The following is a 17,085-nucleotide window of genomic DNA, read 5'->3' on the forward strand; positions in this document are numbered from 1 at the left end:
CGATCGAAGCGGGATGGTCCCGCTCCGTTGCAACGGTTTCTAATGGAGGTGCCCGATGAAGAAGAGGTTGGCTTCGGCGTTCCTCTGCGCTCTGGCGCTGGGAAGTGCCGGACAGGCATATGCAGGCATAAAGGCATCGACTTCGGTGCCCGCTATGCGGCCCGCCCACGCGGTTACAGACGATGCCGGCAGGCGCGGTGCCAGCGATCGCGATTTTCACGCGCGTGATTCGCGTGGTCGTGACAATGCCGGAGACGGGGCCCGAGACAGGGGCCAGCCTGGCAATGGCGCGCATCACAGTTTCGAAGGCGAATGGAAGTCGCACGGCTGTTGATGCAGCGATGTAGATGGGAGAGGCGGCCTGGAAGGCGTCGTTACGGCTTATACTGGGAAGTTACGCGGTGGTGGACGCACTTGGGCTCGAACCAAGGACCCGCTGATTAAGAGTCAGCTGCTCTACCAACTGAGCTATGCGTCCACACGCGTTGCCGCGTAAGGTACGGAAATGGTGGACGCACTTGGGCTCGAACCAAGGACCCGCTGATTAAGAGTCAGCTGCTCTACCAACTGAGCTATGCGTCCACGCGTTTCCGCGTAAGGACAGGACTGGTGGACGCACTTGGGCTCGAACCAAGGACCCGCTGATTAAGAGTCAGCTGCTCTACCAACTGAGCTATGCGTCCACACTTTGCCCTGGCCGGGCTGCCGTTTCAGAGCCTTGTGGGCTCCTCCTCGGCGGCGGAGAGGCCCCTATAACGGCAAAATTTTGGATGGGAAGGGGGTAGGTCCAGATTTTTTTCAGGAAAGGCTGCTCGGCCGCTTGCTCCAGCGGCGGACGGCCATCAGCGTGCCGATGCAGATCATGTTCGTCATCATCGACGTGCCGCCATGGCTCATGAACGGCAGCGGGATGCCCACCACCGGCGCCAGCCCCATGACCATCATCAGGTTGATCGCAACGTAGAAAAAGATCGTCGCGGTCATGCCGGCGGCCAGCAGGCTGGAGAAGCGGTCGGGCGCGTTGCGGGCGACTCGCGTACCCCAGGTCAGCACCACGGCGAAAACGAACAGCACGAAGTATCCGCCCACCATGCCCCATTCTTCCGCCATCGTGGCGAAGACGAAGTCGGTATGCGGTTCGGGCAGATATTGCAGGTGGCTTTGCGATCCGTTGCCGAACCCCTTGCCGAAGATGCCGCCCGACCCGATCGCGATCTTGGACTGGGTGATGTGATAGCCGGTGCCCAGCGGATCGCTCTCGGGATCCATGAAGGTCAACACGCGGTTGCGCTGGTAATCGTGCAGCAGCGTGAAAAAGGCGATCGGCGCCGCGATAAGCCCGGTAAGGCCGGCGCCGACAAACCACCACATAGGCAGGCCGGCCAGAAACATGGTGACGCCGCCGCCGAAGCAGATCGCAAGCGCCGTACCGAGGTCGGGCTGGATGGCAACGAAGGCCACTGGCAGCAGGATCAGCACGCCTGCAGGCACCAGTCCGCGCCAGCTTGCCGTCATGGCATGGGGCAGGGTTTCGTAGAATCGGGCCAGCACCAGCACGATGGCCGGTTTCATCAGTTCCGATGGCTGCAGCGTCATGAAGCCCAGGTTGAGCCAGCGCTGGCTACCCCCGCCGACCGCGCCGATCGCCTCCACCAGCACCAGCAGGACAACGATCGCGCCATAGATCGGATAGGCCGCCATGCGGAAGAAATCCCGGCTGAAGCGGGAAATCACGATGGCCATGCCCAGGAATACGAAGAAACGCAGCACGTGGCTGAGCGCGTAGGGCTGAAGGCTGCCGCCCGCGGCCGAATAGAGCACTGCCGCGCCGAGTGATACCAGCCCCATCAGCGGCACCAGCATCCCCCAAGGCTGGCGGGCGATGGTATCGGGGACGATGGAACGGCTGATCATTGCGGAGTTCCGGGAGTTTGTACGGCGGCCGGCGTTGCAGGTGCCGTTGCGGCGGGCGGGGGCGAGCCTGCCGGAGCCGCGTTCGCGGCAGCCGGTTCGGGCGCGGGCGACTGGGCATCGCGGACGATCGGCTGCTGCGCTTCGGGTGCGGCATCGGCCTGATCGACGGCCGCGCTTTCCTGTTCGGGAGACACCGCAGGCGCGCCCACGCCGTATTCCGCGGAATACTTGCGATACCGCGCGTCGAGGCGTTCCTTGGGCGTGCCGCCCCAGCCTTTTTCAAGCTCGGTCAGGATATCCATGCCCTTCTGCTTGTCGAAGATATAGGTCAGGATATCACGGGCGACCGGATAGGCGGCGCCCGAACCGCCGCCGTGCTCGATCACCACCGAGCACGCGTAGCGGGGGTTATCCGCAGGGGCGAAGCAGATAAAGTGGCCGTGATCGCGGTGCTTCCACAGGCCACCCTTGCCGTTGCCGATATTGAGGCCGACGACTTGCGCCGTACCAGTCTTGCCGGCCAGCTTGATGTCCGGAAACGGCAGGCGGGCGTGCGGCGCCGAACCCGGGCCGTTGGCGACGTCGGACATGGCCTGATGGATATAGGCCAGATGCTCCTCGGGGATGCCGAGGGGCTTGGGTGGTACGTAGTCACTGCCGTGGATCAGGCGCGGCATGATGATCTTGCCGCTGGCGATTCGCGAAACCTGGATCGCCTGCTGCAGCGGGTTCACCAGGAAGTAGCCCTGGCCGATGGTGGCGTTGACCGTGTCGAAGGTCTGCCATTCCTTGCCGTACTTCTTCAGCTTCCACGCGGGGTTGGGCACGGTGCCGTAGGACTGGCCGGAAACCGGCAGCGGGAAATCGTGGCCGAGGCCAAGCCGGCTTGCCATCGCGGCGATCGGGTCCATGCCCATGCGCTGGGCGAAGTGATAGAAGTAGACGTCGCAGCTCTGGTAGACGCCCTTGGCCATGTTGACCTGGCCGTGGCCGCGATGCTGCCAGCAGTGGAACACGCGGTTGCCCACACGCAGGCCGCCGCTGCAGAATACCGATTCGTTCGGATCCAGCCCGGCTTCCAGAAACGAGAGCGCGACCATCGGCTTGACCGTAGAGCCCGGCGGATAGAGCCCGCGCAGCACCTTGTTGCGCAGTGGCACATGGTCGTCGTCCGACAGCATCTTCCATTCGAGGCGGCCGATGCCGTCCGAAAAGCTGTTGGGATCGAAGCTGGGCATCGAGCACATCGCCAGGATGTCGCCCGTCTGGCAGTCCATGACGACAGCGGCGCCCGATTCGATGCCGATCCGGCGCGAGGCATAATCCTGGATGCCGGCATCGATGGTGAGCTTGATGGTCTTGCCGGGAACATCCTCACGCGTGTCGAGGTCGCGGACGATGCGGCCCGATGCAGTAACCTCGACGCGCCGGGCACCGGGGGTGCCGCGCAGGTCCTTCTCGTAGAACTTTTCGAGCGCGTCCTTGCCGACCTTGTAGCCCGGCGTGATCAGGACGGGATCGTGATCCTTTTCATATTCCTCTGCCGAGGCTGGGCCGACGTAGCCGATCAGGTGGCCGACCGAAGGCCCCAGCGGGTAGAACCGCGAATAGCCGCGCTGCGTCACCACGCCGGGAAGATCGGGCAGACGCACGCTGACGGCGGCAAATCGCTCAAAATCGAGGCCGCTGGCGACTTCGACCGGGGCGAACCCCCGCGACTTCTCGATCTTGTCTTCCAGATCCTGCATGGCGATGGGCGTCATGCTGAGGAGCTGGCCAAGCACATTCAGGGTATGGGCCTTGTCCTCCATGCGTTCCGGCACCACGTCGACGCGAAAGTCGGCGCGGTTGGAGGCGAGGGGGGTGCCGTTACGGTCAAGAATCCAGCCGCGGCGCGGCGGAATCAGCGAGAGGTTGACGCGGTTGCTCTCCGCCTCAAGCTTGTATTTCTCGTTCTGGCCGATGGCGAGATAGGCCATGCGTCCGGCCAGCAGCACGCCGATGCCGCCCTGAATGCCGCCGATGACCAAACTGCGCCGGTCGAAGCTGTTGCGCAGGGTGCCGGCACTGACGTGGCGCGGTTGGATAAGGCGCCGGAAATTGATCTTCATCGCGCGACCAGAAACGGCTTCAGGCGGAAGCGATCGGCAATGGCGACAAAGCGGTCGACAAGGGGATAGGCAAGCACGGAAATCACGATTTGCGGCACGATCACACGGAGGGGGGCGTCCGCCCCGCCGACATTGGCGAGGCCCAGGCACAGCACGATATAGGCGAGGATAAGGCCGTTCGCCACCAGCCACTCGATCACGAAATTACGCCAGGGAAGGCGGGTTTCGACAAGGTCGAGGACGATGGAGGAGGCGGACCAGAGCAACACCGCGCAGCCGAAGGGCTGGCCCGAGAACAGATCGTCGAACAGGCCCAGCGGCAGGCCGGCCCAGATCGGCAAAAGTCCGGGGCGCAACTGGTGCCAGGACAGGAAGACCAGATAGCCGAGCGGCGGCATCACCGGGGCCGATGCAATCATCAGCCACGACGGGGCGATGGAGGCCAGCAGGATCGTCAGCCAGGGGAAGGCGCGCGCCAACGGCGGCCACGGCGCGCGGTTGATGCTACGGTGGGTGTGGCTGTGCGGCGCGCGGAACAGGTTCATCGCTTGCCCGCCGGCTTGATGCCATCGGTGGTGGGGGCCGGCGGCGGCGGAGGCGGCGGAGCCCAGGTCCTTTCGACCATGACGTAATCGGTATCCGAAGGGTTGCTGAGCACGCGGGCAATGGCGCCGTCGCGCAGCAGCTCGGTAACGATCGCCATCGGCGTGCCGGGGCGATAGAGCCCGCCGGAGCCCGAGGTGACGAGCACGTCGCCCTTCTTCAGCGGATTGATGCCAAGGTTGATCAGGCGGATCCGCAGCGTACCGTCCGACGCGCCTTGCGCGAAGGCGGGCACGCCGTCGGTGGAGCGGCGGACCGGGACCAGGCTCTCGCTGTCGGTAATCAGCAGCACGCGGGAACTGGATGCACCCACTTCGAGCACGCGGCCGACCAGCCCCATCGGCGAACGCACCGGCATTCCGGTGACTACGCCGCGATCACGGCCGGCGCCCAGCGTGGCATAGCGACGGGTGCTGCTGCCGGTCGACGCGGTAAGGCGCGCGAAGGCGACCGGTGTGGCGTCCGCTTCGGGAATGCCCATCAGCGCCTTCAGCCGCTGATTCTCGACGCGCGTGGCGTCTGCCTGGACTAGGCGCACTTTCGCCTCAGCCAGTTCGCGGCGGATGCGCGCGTTCTCGCTCCCCGAATGGAAGAAGCCGGAAACGCTTGCAACCGCGTCGCGGCCCAAGTCGCGTCCGCCTGCGACGGCCTGACTGGCAGGCTCCGTCGCATCGGAGGCAAGGCCGCGCAGCGGGGAGAACACATCGGGGTTGACCAGCGAGACCACCACGAGCCCCAACCCCACGACAGCGCCCAACACGCCCGCGGAATAGCTCAGGAAGGTGGAATATTGCGCTCTGCGCGAATAGCTGGAGCGCCTGTTTGCGGGCGGCGCCATGCGCCATGCACTCCTGAAACAAGGGCGGACGGACCGCCGTTAATGGCCTTGCCGACGAAACCCTCGCCGGAATCAAATGCGGGCGGCGCGGGCCCTGTTGGCCGCGCCGCCCGCGCGAACGCTTATGCGGACATCAGGACGCCGCGATAGACCGGGTCTTCCATCGCGCGGCCGGTGCCGAGTGCGACGCAGGACAGCGGATCTTCGGCGACGCTGACCGGCAGGCCGGTCTCTTCGCGCAGATAGTCGTCCAGGCCCTGGATCAGCGCGCCGCCGCCGGTGAGCACGATGCCCTGGTCGACGATGTCTGCCGCGAGTTCCGGAGCGGTGTTCTCAAGCGCGATGCGCACGCCTTCGATGATGGCGCCGATCGGTTCCGCCAGCGCTTCGGCGACGTTCGCCTGGCTGATGGTGATTTCCTTCGGCACGCCGTTCACAAGGTCGCGACCCTTGATGTGGATCGTTTCGCCGATGCCGTCCGCCGGGATGGTAGCGATGCCGTAGTCCTTCTTGATGCGTTCCGCCGTGGCGTCTCCGATCAGAAGGTTGTGGTGGCGGCGAACGTAGGAAACGATCGCTTCGTCCATCTTGTCACCGCCGACACGCACCGAAGTGGTGTAGGCAAGGCCGCGCAGCGACAGCACGGCGACTTCGGTGGTGCCACCGCCGATGTCGACAACCATCGAGCCGACCGGTTCGGTAACCGGCATGTCGGCGCCGATCGCGGCAGCCATCGGTTCGAGGATCAGGTAGACCTGGCTGGCGCCGGCGTTCGAGGCGGCGTCACGGATCGCGCGGCGTTCGACCGAGGTCGAGCCCGAAGGCACGCAGATCACGATTTCCGGGTAACGGAACAGGTTCTTCTTGCCGTGCACCTTGCGGATGAAGTGCTTGATCATCTCTTCCGCGATTTCGATGTCGGCGATCACACCGTCGCGCAGCGGGCGGATGGCTTCGATGTTGTCGGGCGTCTTGCCCATCATCATCTTGGCGTCATCGCCCACGGCCTTGACCTTCTTGACGCCGTTCAGCGTCTCGATGGCGACCACCGACGGTTCGTTCAGCACGATGCCGCGATCCTGAACATAGACGAGCGTATTGGCGGTGCCCAGGTCGATAGCCATGTTCTGGGAGCCGAGCTTGAAGAATCGCGAGACGAGCGAAGCCATCAGTAATCCGTTGTCTTTCAGGCCGCTTGCCGCCCTGTTGGGGGACGGCGTGGCCGGCTTGTTTGAAGGAGAGACAGCCCCTTAGCCGATCGATTTGCGAAACGCCAAAATTTTGTGACGATTTTTCGTGGGAATCCGCAGGGCTCCGTCTCGAAATCCTCGCGGTTCGTCGCTAGGGAGTGGAACAGTTCGTGAATGCCGCTTCGCGTCAATGATCTGCGCGGCGCAGAGCGCCTCCTTCGCCCCCAAGCAACAGGCCGAACCAGAGACTATCCGATGCCCACGATCCGCCGCCTACCCGAGCATCTCGTCAATCGCATCGCCGCGGGCGAGGTGGTGGAACGGCCTGCAGCGGCCCTCAAGGAACTGGTCGAAAACGCCATAGATGCGGGCTCTACCGAGATCACGGTACGGCTTGCCTCGGGCGGGCTCGACCTGATCGAGGTGACCGACGACGGCTGCGGGATGCGGCCCGACGAAATCGCGCTGGCGCTGGAGCGTCACGCCACGTCGAAGTTGCCGGACGAGGCGATCGAACTGGTGACCACGCTGGGATTCCGGGGCGAGGCGCTGCCCTCCATCGGATCGGTGGCGCGGTTGACGATCGAAAGCCGCCCTCACGATGCCGCCGAGGGCTGGAAGCGCGTGGTCGATCACGGACAGGTCGCGGTCGATTCGCCGGCCGCATTGCCGCCCGGCACCCGCATCCGGGTGGAGGATCTGTTCGGCAAGGTTCCCGCCCGCCGCAAGTTCCTGCGCTCGGCCCGTTCCGAATATGCCGCCTGTCAGGATGTGGTGCGCCGGCTCGCCATGGCGCGACCGGACATCGGCTTCACGCTGGAGCATGAAGGCCGCCGCGTTCTGGCGGTGCAGCCGCGCGAGGAACTGGCATCGCGCGTGGCGCGGCTTGTCGCCCGCGAACTGGCCGACGATGGCGTGCTGATCGATGCCGAGCGCGGCACGGCGCGGCTGACGGGCGTGGCCGGATTGCCCACCTACAATCGCGGCGTCGCCGATCACCAATATCTGTTCGTCAACGGCCGCCCGGTGAAGGACCGCCTGCTGGTCGGCGCGGTGCGGGGCGCCTATTCGGATATGCTGGCGCGTGACCGGCACGCGGTGCTGGCGCTGTTTCTTGAGCTTCCACCTGAAGAAGTCGACGTAAACGTCCATCCCGCAAAGACAGAAGTGCGCTTCCGGGATCCGGCCTTCATTCGCGGTTTCCTGGTTGGCGCGCTGCGCCATGCGCTCGAATCGTCCGGACAGAAGAGTGCCCAGCCGCCGCAGGCTGCAGCGATGAACATGTGGCAGGTCGAGCCGGTAGCGCCGCGCGCGCCGGAACCGGCGCCGGCGCTGGGTTCCTTGTTCGCACGCGAATATGCGCCCACGCTGCGCCCTGCCGCGCCGCGACTGTCCGAGGCGGGCACGGCATGGCGTTCCTACGAGGCCGAAGTCATGGCCGAACCTTCGGGCCGCGCCGAAGTGGCGCCCGAGGAGCCGCAGGAAGAGATCAGCTACCCGCTGGGCGTTGCGCGCGGGCAAGTGGCGGGAACCTACATCGTCGCCGAAGCTGAAGACGGCCTTGTCATCGTGGACCAGCACGCCGCGCACGAACGGCTCGTGCTGGAACGGCTCAAGGCGGCCGGCGCCGAGGATGCGATGGTGCGCAGCCAGGCGCTGCTGCTGCCCGAAGTCGTCGAACTGGAAGAAGCGGCCTGCGACGCGCTGGAGGACAAGATTGCCGATCTGGCGAAATTCGGTCTGGCGCTCGAACGTTTCGGCCCCAGTGCGATGCTGGTCCGTGCGGTGCCATCGGTCCTCGGCAAGAGCGATGTCCATGCGCTGGTGCAGGACGTTGCCGACGATCTGGCCAAGAACGGCGATGCGCTGCTGCTGGGCGAAAAGCTCGATCTGGTGTTGGCGACGATGGCCTGCCACGGATCGGTGCGGGCAGGGCGCTCGCTCTCGGTGGCCGAGATGAACGCGCTGCTCCGCGAAATGGAACGAACGCCGCGTTCGGGGCAATGCAACCATGGCCGCCCTACGTGGGTTAAGCTGGCACATCAGGATATCGAGAAGCTGTTCGGACGAAAATGACGCGATCCACGATGCTTGCCCCCGGCCTCGCTCTTGCCGCCATGGCCTCCCTCTCCGCTTGCGGCCGGGAGGATCCGGCCCGCAAGGACGCCGAGGATGCGCATGACATCGCGATGGTCGAGCGGATGAGCAAGGAACCGTTCAAGCCCATCGTTCCCAAGCCGATCACCAGCGTGGATGTGGAGCGTTATGGCCTCGACAAGCCCGGCTGCAGGTTCCGCAAGCAGGGGGAGGCGGACCCGATCTTCATCGGCAATGCCGAAGAAGGCTTCATGCGCATCGAAGGCGATCTGAAGCGCTACGCTGCGAAGCTGGAAAGCGCGCAATTACCGGGCAATGCACGCACAACTTACGTCGGGCTCTCAACATGGGTCGATCTGGTGAGCTTGCCCGATCGCGTCGGCGGATCGAACCATAGGCACTGGCCGGCGCGATTGGTCCTCCACGATTCGCAGGAGCGTGTGGCCTTCCTTGCCGATGGGGAGGTGACGTGCACCGACACGCCGGGGCAAGCATCTGAAAGTGCCGGGGAAACCGCCACCGCCGATTGACCCGTTTGGCTGTATCGGCATTATGCCGGTTCATTGAATGGGGGTATTTCATGAAGGTGCGTTTGCTGGGCGTCGCGGTTGCGGCGCTCATTGGTGTTGCCGGTTCGCCGGCATGGGCGGCGGAAAAGGAGGCCAACCTGCCGCCCGCCGCAGTGGCGGCAGCGAAATCGCTTCATCCGCAGCACGGCAAGATCGCCATCGCAGCGGCCCACGCGACGCTGGATCTGGGATCTGCCTATGACTTCTATGGGCCGGAAGACGCCCGGAAGATCATCGTCGAAATCTGGGGCAATCCGCCGAAGGTGGCCGAAGGCGTGCTGGGGCTGGTGATGCCGGCCGGCACATCGCCGCTGAGCGACGCCTGGGGCGCGGTCGTCACATACGAGGACACGGGCTTCGTGAACGACGAAGATGCCGGCAAGGTGGACTATACCGAGCTGCTGTCACAGATGCGCGAGGGTGAGGACGAGCGTAACGAACAGCGCAAGGCGGACGGCTATTCGCCGATGCATCTGGCCGGTTGGGCGGAGCAGCCGAAGTATGACGCCGGCACGCATTCGGTAGTCTGGGCGCAGGATATCGCTTTCGGTGACGCGAAGGTTCACAGCCTGAATTACGATGTGCGCACGCTGGGGCGGCGCGGCGTGCTGAGCCTCAATCTGGTTTCATCGATGGACCATCTTGGTGATGTGCGGCAGGCGGCGACGGCATTTGCCGATCACGCGGCTTTCGATGCGGGCTCGCGCTATCAGGATTACAATTCCTCCACCGACAAGACGGCCGAATACGGCATCGGTGGTCTGGTCGCCGCGGGCGTGGGTGTGGCCGTTGCCAAGAAACTCGGCCTGCTTGCGATCCTGCTGAAGTTCCTGAAGCCGATCGCGGTGGCCGTGATCGCCGGCTTTGCCGTGCTGCGCAAGAAGATCGGCGGCCTGTTCGGCCGCCGCGCGGCTACCGACCGGGGCGAGCCGGCCGGCAGCGAGGCTTCAGACGCCTGATGACGTCTTGGAAGGCGAGGTAGGTTTCGCCTACTTCGCCTTCAGCACCGGCTTGAACGGAGCGTCATTGCCATCGCCGTCCGTGGCTTGCGGCAGGCCGAGCAGATCGCGCAGCAGCGGGGCCACATCGACATTGTCGAACGCCGCCAGCTTGCGGTTGGCCGCGAAGGCCGGACCGGACGCGACGAACAGCGCTGCCATTTCCGGGGCGGCATTGTCGAACCCGTGGGCGCCTCCGGTCGAGGGCTTGTCCGGCTTGGTCGCGTTGATCATCCAGCCCGTCTCGGCAAGGCAGAAGAAGGGCGCGATGCGCGGGTTGCGGCCATAGTGCAGGCGGGCGGGAATGTCCTGCTTGCGCCAGCATTGCATGTGATCGTGCGGTTTCAGCAGCACAGCGGCGAGCTTCGCGTCGTTGCCCTCGGTCGGTGTGAGCGCGGCGAAAGGCCCGGTATCACCCGCCTTGTAGAGCGCCGGATCGGCCACTTGATCGAGCACGATGCTGCGTTCGCTCGATACGGCGGCCATGCCGTGGTCGGCCACGACGATCACGTTGGCGGACTGGCCGAGTTCGCGCAGTCCGGCGACCAGCTTGCCGATGTCTGCGTCCACTTCGGTCACCGCCGCATTGGTGTGCGCGTCGTCCGGGCCATAGCGGTGGCCGGCGGTGTCCACATCGTCGAAATAGAGCGTGACCAGCTTGGGCCGATTTGCGGCGGGGCGCCGCAGCCAGTCCAGCACGACATTGACGCGCTGCAACGGTGAGACGGCGCGGTTGTACTGCTGCCAGTCGCTTGGCCGTGTGCCGCCCACGGCTTCCTTCCACGGCTCGGTCACCCAGGTGCCGCCCCATGCCACGTTGGAGCCGGGCCAGAACATCGTTGCCGTGCGGATGCCGGCCTTTTCGGCGGTGACCCAGATCGGTTCGGCTTCGTCCCACCAATAGGGCTCGTCGCTCGACATCGTGAACTTCTCGCCCGGATGGGCCGGATCCTCGAAGCCGTTGGCGATGATGCCGTTACGGTCCGGCACTTTGCCGGTCACCAGCGCCCAGTGGTTGGGAAAGGTCTTGCTGGGGAACGAGGGGCGCATGGCCGCGCTCACGCCCTTGGCGGCAAGCGCCGAGAGGTTCGGCGTGATCCCACGATTGAGGTAGTCGGCCCGAAATCCGTCGATGGAGACGAGGATGACGACCGGCTCGCGGCTGTCCTTGGGCGGGGTTTTGGCAATGGCAGGCGAAGAAAGCGCGGCAAGCGCGCCGATCAGGGGGAGGAGCGTCTTCATGCCGCGCCCTTAGCCCCCCGATCATGACAGGTCGATGGCGGGTTATGCCATCCGCGCCAGCATCCAGAGCGCCATGGCGACCATGAACAGGTTCTCGGTCAGCGAAACGAAGCCCAGCGGCACCGCGCCCGATCCGCCGACGCAGGCGCACTTGAGTTCGCGCTTCTGGATATAGACCGCATAGAACACCGAAACCGCGCCGATGCCGCCGATCACAAGGCCGATGGGGATCGAGAGCCAGGGCAGGGCATGCGCCGTCATCAACGCACCCGCCGCGAATTCCAGGAACGGATAGGCGTAGGCGTAAGGCACGAACCGTTTGGCCAGCAGGTCGTAGCCGAGGAACATCGTCGAGAACTGTTCGACATCCTGCAGCTTCAGCATGGCCAGCAGCATCATCGTCATCGACACGAACCACTCGGCTGCGCGCAGCGTGAACGGCGTATCGAACGCAGCCCAACTTGCCGCCAGCGCAAGGCCAAGCCCGGTGGCGAACACGGCAATAACCGGGCGATAGGTCTTGGCCTTGGGATCGTGGACCTTGAGGCCGACATAGGCGCGCAAGTCGGTATAGCCGCCGATCCGCTCACCGCCGATGAAGATCTGCGGGGTGGTGGCGACATCGTTCGCGGCCTTGAAGGCATCGGTCTGCTCACGCGTGGTGAGCCAGTGATCCTCGACCTTGTAGCCCAGCTTTTCGAGCAAGTGCTTCGACTTGATGCCCCAGGGGCACGAGTGCTTTTCCATGACCATGCGGTGGAGTACCGCCGTCGGTTTTCCGGTCTGTTGCTGCGTCATGGAGAAGGCTATACCTTCCGTACCATGGTACGGAGTCAAGCATGGCCCTGACGATTTCCGAATTGGCCCGCTCGGGCGGCGTAGGTGTCGAGACGGTGCGGTTCTACCAGCGCAAGGGGCTGCTCAATGACCCTCGCCCGGCTTCGACTGGCGGCGCGAAGGGGCAGCGGCACTATGGCGAGGAGGACGTGCGGCGGCTGCGTTTCATCCGCTCTGCCAAGGCGGCGGGCTTCATCCTTGATGAGATCGCCGAACTGATCAGCCTGGATCACACGGGAGACCGGCCGAGGGCGCGGGAGATGGCGCAAGTGCGCCTGGCGGCGCTGGACCGGGAAATCGCGCAGCTGGAAACGGCCCGTCAGTCGCTGCGCCGGCTTGCCCACGAATGTGCGGGGTCGGACGAGGGGCCTTGCCCGATCCTCGAATCTTTCGAGGAAACCGGATCATGTGGCGGCGCAAGTTCGAAAACCTGCGCCGCCTGACGCATCAGACGTTGAACTTGAAATGCATGACGTCGCCGTCGTGCACCATGTATTCCTTGCCTTCCTGACGCAGCTTGCCGGCTTCCTTGGCACCAGTTTCGCCGTTCAGTGCGACATAGTCGTCATAGGCGATGGTTTCGGCGCGGATGAAGCCGCGCTGCATGTCCGAGTGGATTTCGCCGGCCGCATCAGGTGCCTTGGCGCCCTTGTGCACGGTCCACGCGCGCGCTTCCTTGGGGCCGACGGTGAAGAAGGTCAGCAGGCCCAGCAGGTCGTAACCGGCGCGAATGATGCGGGCGAGGCCGGTTTCGTGCAGGCCCATTTCTTCGAGGAACACCATGCGTTCCTCGATCTCCATGCCGACCAGTTCCGATTCGATCGCGGCGGAAACGATGACGGCGGTGGCGCCTTCGGCCTTGGCCTTCTCGAACACGCGGGCCGAAAACTCGTTGCCCTCGGCGGCCGCTTCTTCCTCTACGTTGCAGACGTAAAGCACCGGCTTGGCGGTGAGCAACTGGGCCTGCGCGAAGACGCGGGCTTCGTCGTCGTCCTTGGGCTGGGTCAGGCGGGCGGGCTTGCCGTCGCGCAGCAGTTCCAGCGTCTGGCCGAGCACCGAAGCGATGATCTTCGATTCCTTGTCGCCTTGCGCAGCCTTCTTCTGGGCGGCGGGAACGCGCTTTTCCAGGCTTTCGAGGTCGGAGAGCAGCAGCTCGGTCTCTACCGTTTCGGCATCCGCGATCGGATCGACCTTGTTGTCGACGTGCTGGATGTCGTCGTTTTCGAAGCAGCGCAGCACGTGGACGACGGCGTCCACTTCGCGGATATTGCCGAGGAACTGGTTGCCCAGGCCTTCACCCTTCGAGGCGCCGCGGACGAGGCCGGCGATGTCTACGAAGGACAGCTGCGTCGGGATGATCTTGGCCGAACCGGCGATCGCGGCCAGCTTGTCCAGACGCGGATCGGGCACGCCGACCTGGCCGACGTTGGGCTCGATGGTGCAGAACGGATAGTTGGCCGCCTGCGCTGCCTGCGTTTCGGTGAGCGCATTGAACAAGGTCGACTTGCCGACATTCGGCAGGCCCACGATTCCGCAACGGAAACCCATGTGTAACTCCGGAAGAAATGTTTGGCCGCGCCTTAGCGTCAGTCGCGACGGATAGCGAGTCTGGCCTTAGTCCTGCTGACGCAGGGCCACGTCGTTCATGAAGCGGACGTCGTCACCGGCGGAAAGGCGGTCGGCTTCCGCGGCCACGGCACCCAGCATGTCTGCCAGCGGATCGATTTCGGCCTTGGCGTAGTTACCCAGCACATAGCCGTGGACGCGGTCCTTGTGGCCGGGATGGCCGATGCCAAGGCGAACGCGGCGGAAATCGGGGCCAAGGTGCTGATCGATCGAGCGCAGGCCGTTGTGCCCGGCATGGCCGCCGCCCTGCTTCACCTTTACCTTGAAGGGGGCAAGATCCAGCTCGTCATGGAATACGGTAAGGTCGGAGAGCGCCAGCTTGTAGAAGCGCATCGCTTCGCCCACGGCGCGGCCGCTTTCGTTCATGAACGTGGCGGGCTTCAGCAGCAGCACTTTCTCCGTACCGATGCGGCCTTCCTGCAGCCAGCCCTGAAACTTCTTCTGGATCGGGCCGAAGCGGTGGATTTCGGCAATCGCATCCGCGGCCATGAAGCCGACGTTGTGGCGGTTCATCGCATATTGCGGTCCGGGATTACCGAGGCCGACCCAAAGCTGCATGACGTAACTGATCCCGAAAAAGCAAAAGGCCCCACCCGCGCGCCGGGCATGCCGGGGCGGGAGGGGCCAATCTCTGGAATTATCCGATTACTCGGCTTCTTCCTTGGTCGTGTCGCCTTCGGCGCTCTTCAGAGCCGAGGGGGCAGCGATCGTCGCGATGGTGAAATCGCGGTCGGTGATCGCCGAAGCAACGCCCTTGGGCAGCTTCACGTGGCTGATGTGGATCGATTCGCCCACGTCGAAGCCGGTCACGTCGATGGTGACTTCGTGCGGGATCTTGTCGGCGTCGCAGACCAGTTCAAGGTCGTGACGGACGACGTTGAGCACGCCGCCGCGCTTCAGGCCCGGCGAAGCGTCTTCGTTGGCGAAGACCACCGGCACGTTCACGTGCACGGTCGCGCCCTTGGCGAGGCGCAGGAAGTCGGCGTGGAGCGGACGGTCGGTGACCGGGTGGAAGGCAACGTCCTTGGGCTGCGTGCGCAGCTTCTTGCCGCCAACTTCAACTTCGATGATCGAGTTGAAGAAGTGGCCGGTCATGAGCTGGCGGACCAGCTCCTTTTCCTCGACGTGGATCGCGATGGGTTCTTCGTTGCCACCGTAGACGACGGCGGGAACGCGGCCATCACGACGCAGAGCACGGGAGGCTCCCTTGCCAGCCCGTTCACGCGTCTCGGCCGGCAGGTTAAGCGTATCGCTCATGGGACTTGCCTTTCAAAACTGGATATAGATCGGCATCGGACCGCTCATCGGCCCGCGCCGTTCCCGCCACGCCTCCAGGGATGACCATGACGGGAAGCGCGCCCTTAATGCGAAATCGGCGGAAATGCAAGCGCGGTGGCCCTGTGCAGGGTGGCTCACTTCGGCAGTGGGCGGCTCGGCTCATAATATGTGCGTCTGGCTGGAACGGAAACCAGTTCGAGTTCGGGATAGCGCAGGGCCGTGAGCTTGCCGCCGAATACGCACCCCGTATCGATGCAGATCGTTCTGTTGCGCCATATCGCATCGGCAACAGGTGTGTGGCCGTAAACGATCGTGGCGGAACCGGTGTAGCCGGCGGGCCAATCGCCGCGAACGGGAAGCCCGAAATCGTCGATCTCGCCGGTCGTTTCGCCATACATGCAAAAGGCACGCACCGCTTTGCCGGTGCGGCCAAGCAGCGATTCCTTGAAGCCGGCATGGGCGACGATCAGCTTTCCGTCGTCGAGAATATGGTGGCTGGGCAGTTCCCCGAGCCATGCCTGCATCTCGGTCAGGAATTCGGGCGTTTCCTCGGACAACTGCTCGATAGTCTCCGCAAGTCCGTGGGCAATCATAACTTTCCGTCCCGCGAGATAGCGCGCGAGCTTGTCGTCGTGATTGCCGACCACCGCCAGGGCCTTTCCGGCCTCCACCATGTGCCGGGCGATGCGCAATGCGTCCGGCGATCGTGGCCCGCGATCGACCAGATCGCCCAGGAATATCGCGCGGCGGCCCGATGGCGGCGTAACGGTTACTTGCCGATCGCTCCAAGTGACCCGGTATCCCAGGCTGGTAAGCAGGTCTTCCAGTTCATCCGCGCAACCATGGACATCTCCAATGATGTCGAATGGTCCTGAATCGAGGGGCTCAGGCGCGGGCTGTTCATTGCCGTCACTCAACGCGGGTGACCTTGTAGCCTTGTGCAGCGAGCATTGCGGGCAGTCCCTCGGGACCTGCCATGTGTGCCGCGCCGACGGCCACAAACGGATGCTGCCCGTCCTGCATGGCCTGTGCGATCTTGCCTGTCCAGTCGCGGTTGCGGCCGGTGAACAGCACCGCGCGCAATTCCGGATCGGCCAACATGCCGCGCCGCGTTTCCTGCTCGATGGCGACCATGTCTCCCTTGCGCCAGCTTTCGGCAAGGCGGCTATCGTCGTCGCCCTGCTGATCGGTTACCACGAAGGCGAGCAGATCACGCTGGTCGGTTTCGGGCAGGCTGTCGAACAGGCCCAATTGTCGTTCGGCGCCTTCGAGTTCGACCACGGGCTTGCCGCTGGCCTGTTCCATTATTGCCCGATCGACGCCGTTGCGGCTTTCATCATCGCTGGCGCCGATACGGGCGAGGGTGAGCGCGGCCGCCCATGTGTCGACCTGTGCAAAGTCGCCATCGGAATAGCCGCCGCGCTTGAGAAGGGCGGCGAGTGCAGGGCGCCTATCCGGAGAAATTCTTTGTGAAAGAATGGGTTCATCGGAGCTTCTGGCAAGGCGTGCAAATGTTGCGGCAACAGCCTTCTCGTCGGCAAGGTTACTCACTTCGACCATGATCGTGTCAGAACCGGCAAGCGCCTTGGTGACCTCCGGGGTTTTCCAGGCAAGCGGATGCTTCACGCTGTGGATCGTGCCGAACAGCCATGCCTGCTGACCTCCCGGACCTTCCACGCGCCAAAGAGCGGGGGTGGCGGGCTCCGGCTGTGGGGAGCACGCGGCCAGCAGAATGGGTGTCAGGGCGACCAGAAGCCAGCGCATCATCTTGTTATTGCACCC

Annotated in this window: 16 protein-coding genes and 3 tRNA genes; 4 read left to right on the forward strand and 15 right to left on the reverse strand. The window is 64.4% G+C overall.

Features of this window, described 5'->3' with window-relative positions; genetic code table 11:
- Positions 1-402: 402 nt before the first annotated feature.
- From ACZ1JC_RS19385 to ACZ1JC_RS19420, 8 genes are all read right to left on the reverse strand, one after another.
- Positions 403-478, reverse strand: a tRNA-Lys gene (locus ACZ1JC_RS19385).
- Between the two features lie 28 nt (positions 479-506).
- Positions 507-582, reverse strand: a tRNA-Lys gene (locus ACZ1JC_RS19390).
- A 25-nt stretch (positions 583-607) separates the two neighbouring features.
- Positions 608-683: transfer RNA gene (locus ACZ1JC_RS19395), tRNA-Lys, on the reverse strand.
- A 115-nt stretch (positions 684-798) separates the two neighbouring features.
- Positions 799-1,911, reverse strand: coding sequence for a rod shape-determining protein RodA (gene rodA, locus ACZ1JC_RS19400; protein WP_465138542.1), 1,113 nt, complete (start codon positions 1,909-1,911; stop codon positions 799-801).
- Entirely contained in the window at positions 1,911-4,025 is a 2,115-nt protein-coding gene (gene mrdA / locus ACZ1JC_RS19405) for a penicillin-binding protein 2 (protein WP_465135330.1), read from the reverse strand. The genes rodA and mrdA overlap by 1 nt, the downstream gene beginning before the upstream one ends.
- On the reverse strand, positions 4,022-4,570 hold the full coding sequence (locus ACZ1JC_RS19410) for a rod shape-determining protein MreD (protein WP_465135329.1): 549 nt from the start codon (positions 4,568-4,570) through the stop codon (positions 4,022-4,024). Before ACZ1JC_RS19410 ends, mrdA begins: the two co-directional genes overlap by 4 nt.
- A complete protein-coding gene (locus tag ACZ1JC_RS19415; RefSeq protein WP_465135328.1) occupies positions 4,567-5,466 on the reverse strand; it encodes a rod shape-determining protein MreC in 900 nt (299 codons plus the stop codon). The genes ACZ1JC_RS19410 and ACZ1JC_RS19415 overlap by 4 nt, the downstream gene beginning before the upstream one ends.
- 122 nt (positions 5,467-5,588) lie before the next feature.
- Entirely contained in the window at positions 5,589-6,635 is a 1,047-nt protein-coding gene (locus tag ACZ1JC_RS19420; protein WP_132385298.1) for a rod shape-determining protein, read from the reverse strand.
- Between the two features lie 276 nt (positions 6,636-6,911).
- On the opposite strand from ACZ1JC_RS19420, the gene mutL reads away from it, so the two are divergent.
- From mutL to ACZ1JC_RS19435, 3 genes are read left to right on the forward strand one after another with little or no spacing between them, the layout of a single operon-like run.
- Positions 6,912-8,732 carry a DNA mismatch repair endonuclease MutL gene (gene mutL / locus ACZ1JC_RS19425; protein ID WP_465135327.1) on the forward strand — a complete coding sequence of 607 codons (1,821 nt, stop codon included), beginning with the start codon at positions 6,912-6,914 and terminating at the stop codon, positions 8,730-8,732.
- Positions 8,729-9,283, forward strand: coding sequence for a hypothetical protein (locus tag ACZ1JC_RS19430; RefSeq protein WP_465135326.1), 555 nt, complete (start codon positions 8,729-8,731; stop codon positions 9,281-9,283). Before mutL ends, ACZ1JC_RS19430 begins: the two co-directional genes overlap by 4 nt.
- A gap of 50 nt (positions 9,284-9,333) precedes the next feature.
- Positions 9,334-10,281, forward strand: a complete 948-nt coding sequence (locus ACZ1JC_RS19435) for a DUF2167 domain-containing protein (protein WP_465135325.1) — start codon at positions 9,334-9,336, stop codon at positions 10,279-10,281.
- Between the two features lie 30 nt (positions 10,282-10,311).
- On the opposite strand, the gene ACZ1JC_RS19440 is transcribed toward ACZ1JC_RS19435, so the two are convergent.
- Positions 10,312-11,562, reverse strand: a complete 1,251-nt coding sequence (locus ACZ1JC_RS19440) for an alkaline phosphatase family protein (protein ID WP_465135324.1) — start codon at positions 11,560-11,562, stop codon at positions 10,312-10,314.
- A gap of 42 nt (positions 11,563-11,604) precedes the next feature.
- Positions 11,605-12,360 carry a glutaredoxin family protein gene (locus ACZ1JC_RS19445; protein WP_465135323.1) on the reverse strand — a complete coding sequence of 252 codons (756 nt, stop codon included), beginning with the start codon at positions 12,358-12,360 and terminating at the stop codon, positions 11,605-11,607.
- Positions 12,361-12,401: 41 nt separating this feature from the next.
- On the opposite strand from ACZ1JC_RS19445, the gene ACZ1JC_RS19450 reads away from it, so the two are divergent.
- Positions 12,402-12,842 (forward strand): MerR family transcriptional regulator, encoded by a 441-nt coding sequence (locus ACZ1JC_RS19450; RefSeq protein WP_465135322.1) that lies wholly within the window; start codon positions 12,402-12,404, stop codon positions 12,840-12,842.
- A 4-nt stretch (positions 12,843-12,846) separates the two neighbouring features.
- Here ACZ1JC_RS19450 and ychF read toward each other — a convergent pair whose 3' ends face one another.
- The 5 genes from ychF to ACZ1JC_RS19475 all read right to left on the reverse strand — a co-directional run bounded on the left by ychF (position 12,847) and on the right by ACZ1JC_RS19475 (position 17,070).
- Positions 12,847-13,947 carry a redox-regulated ATPase YchF gene (gene ychF / locus ACZ1JC_RS19455; protein WP_465135321.1) on the reverse strand — a complete coding sequence of 367 codons (1,101 nt, stop codon included), beginning with the start codon at positions 13,945-13,947 and terminating at the stop codon, positions 12,847-12,849.
- A gap of 66 nt (positions 13,948-14,013) precedes the next feature.
- Positions 14,014-14,583 (reverse strand): aminoacyl-tRNA hydrolase, encoded by a 570-nt coding sequence (gene pth, locus ACZ1JC_RS19460; protein WP_465135320.1) that lies wholly within the window; start codon positions 14,581-14,583, stop codon positions 14,014-14,016.
- Between the two features lie 87 nt (positions 14,584-14,670).
- Positions 14,671-15,282, reverse strand: a complete 612-nt coding sequence (locus ACZ1JC_RS19465; protein WP_465135319.1) for a 50S ribosomal protein L25/general stress protein Ctc — start codon at positions 15,280-15,282, stop codon at positions 14,671-14,673.
- 155 nt (positions 15,283-15,437) lie between these two features.
- Complete coding sequence (locus ACZ1JC_RS19470) at positions 15,438-16,220, reverse strand: metallophosphoesterase (protein WP_465135318.1); 783 nt, start codon at positions 16,218-16,220, stop codon at positions 15,438-15,440.
- A complete protein-coding gene (locus tag ACZ1JC_RS19475; RefSeq protein ID WP_465135317.1) occupies positions 16,213-17,070 on the reverse strand; it encodes a TraB/GumN family protein in 858 nt (285 codons plus the stop codon). The genes ACZ1JC_RS19470 and ACZ1JC_RS19475 overlap by 8 nt, the downstream gene beginning before the upstream one ends.
- Positions 17,071-17,085 lie beyond the last annotated feature (15 nt).

Source organism: Sphingomonas sp. BL-S-28, from assembly GCF_055521515.1.

Coding starts and splice junctions, on each gene's coding strand:
- mutL (WP_465135327.1), top strand. CDS start 6,912: ATGCCCACGATCCGCCGCCTACCCGAGCATCTCGTCAATCGCATCGCC.
- ychF (WP_465135321.1), bottom strand. CDS start 13,947: ATGGGTTTCCGTTGCGGAATCGTGGGCCTGCCGAATGTCGGCAAGTCG.
- mrdA (WP_465135330.1), bottom strand. CDS start 4,025: ATGAAGATCAATTTCCGGCGCCTTATCCAACCGCGCCACGTCAGTGCC.
- pth (WP_465135320.1), bottom strand. CDS start 14,583: ATGCAGCTTTGGGTCGGCCTCGGTAATCCCGGACCGCAATATGCGATG.
- ACZ1JC_RS19430 (WP_465135326.1), top strand. CDS start 8,729: ATGACGCGATCCACGATGCTTGCCCCCGGCCTCGCTCTTGCCGCCATG.
- ACZ1JC_RS19440 (WP_465135324.1), bottom strand. CDS start 11,562: ATGAAGACGCTCCTCCCCCTGATCGGCGCGCTTGCCGCGCTTTCTTCG.
- ACZ1JC_RS19475 (WP_465135317.1), bottom strand. CDS start 17,070: ATGATGCGCTGGCTTCTGGTCGCCCTGACACCCATTCTGCTGGCCGCG.
- ACZ1JC_RS19435 (WP_465135325.1), top strand. CDS start 9,334: ATGAAGGTGCGTTTGCTGGGCGTCGCGGTTGCGGCGCTCATTGGTGTT.
- ACZ1JC_RS19410 (WP_465135329.1), bottom strand. CDS start 4,570: ATGAACCTGTTCCGCGCGCCGCACAGCCACACCCACCGTAGCATCAAC.
- ACZ1JC_RS19445 (WP_465135323.1), bottom strand. CDS start 12,360: ATGACGCAGCAACAGACCGGAAAACCGACGGCGGTACTCCACCGCATG.
- ACZ1JC_RS19450 (WP_465135322.1), top strand. CDS start 12,402: ATGGCCCTGACGATTTCCGAATTGGCCCGCTCGGGCGGCGTAGGTGTC.
- ACZ1JC_RS19415 (WP_465135328.1), bottom strand. CDS start 5,466: ATGGCGCCGCCCGCAAACAGGCGCTCCAGCTATTCGCGCAGAGCGCAA.
- ACZ1JC_RS19465 (WP_465135319.1), bottom strand. CDS start 15,282: ATGAGCGATACGCTTAACCTGCCGGCCGAGACGCGTGAACGGGCTGGC.
- ACZ1JC_RS19420 (WP_132385298.1), bottom strand. CDS start 6,635: ATGGCTTCGCTCGTCTCGCGATTCTTCAAGCTCGGCTCCCAGAACATG.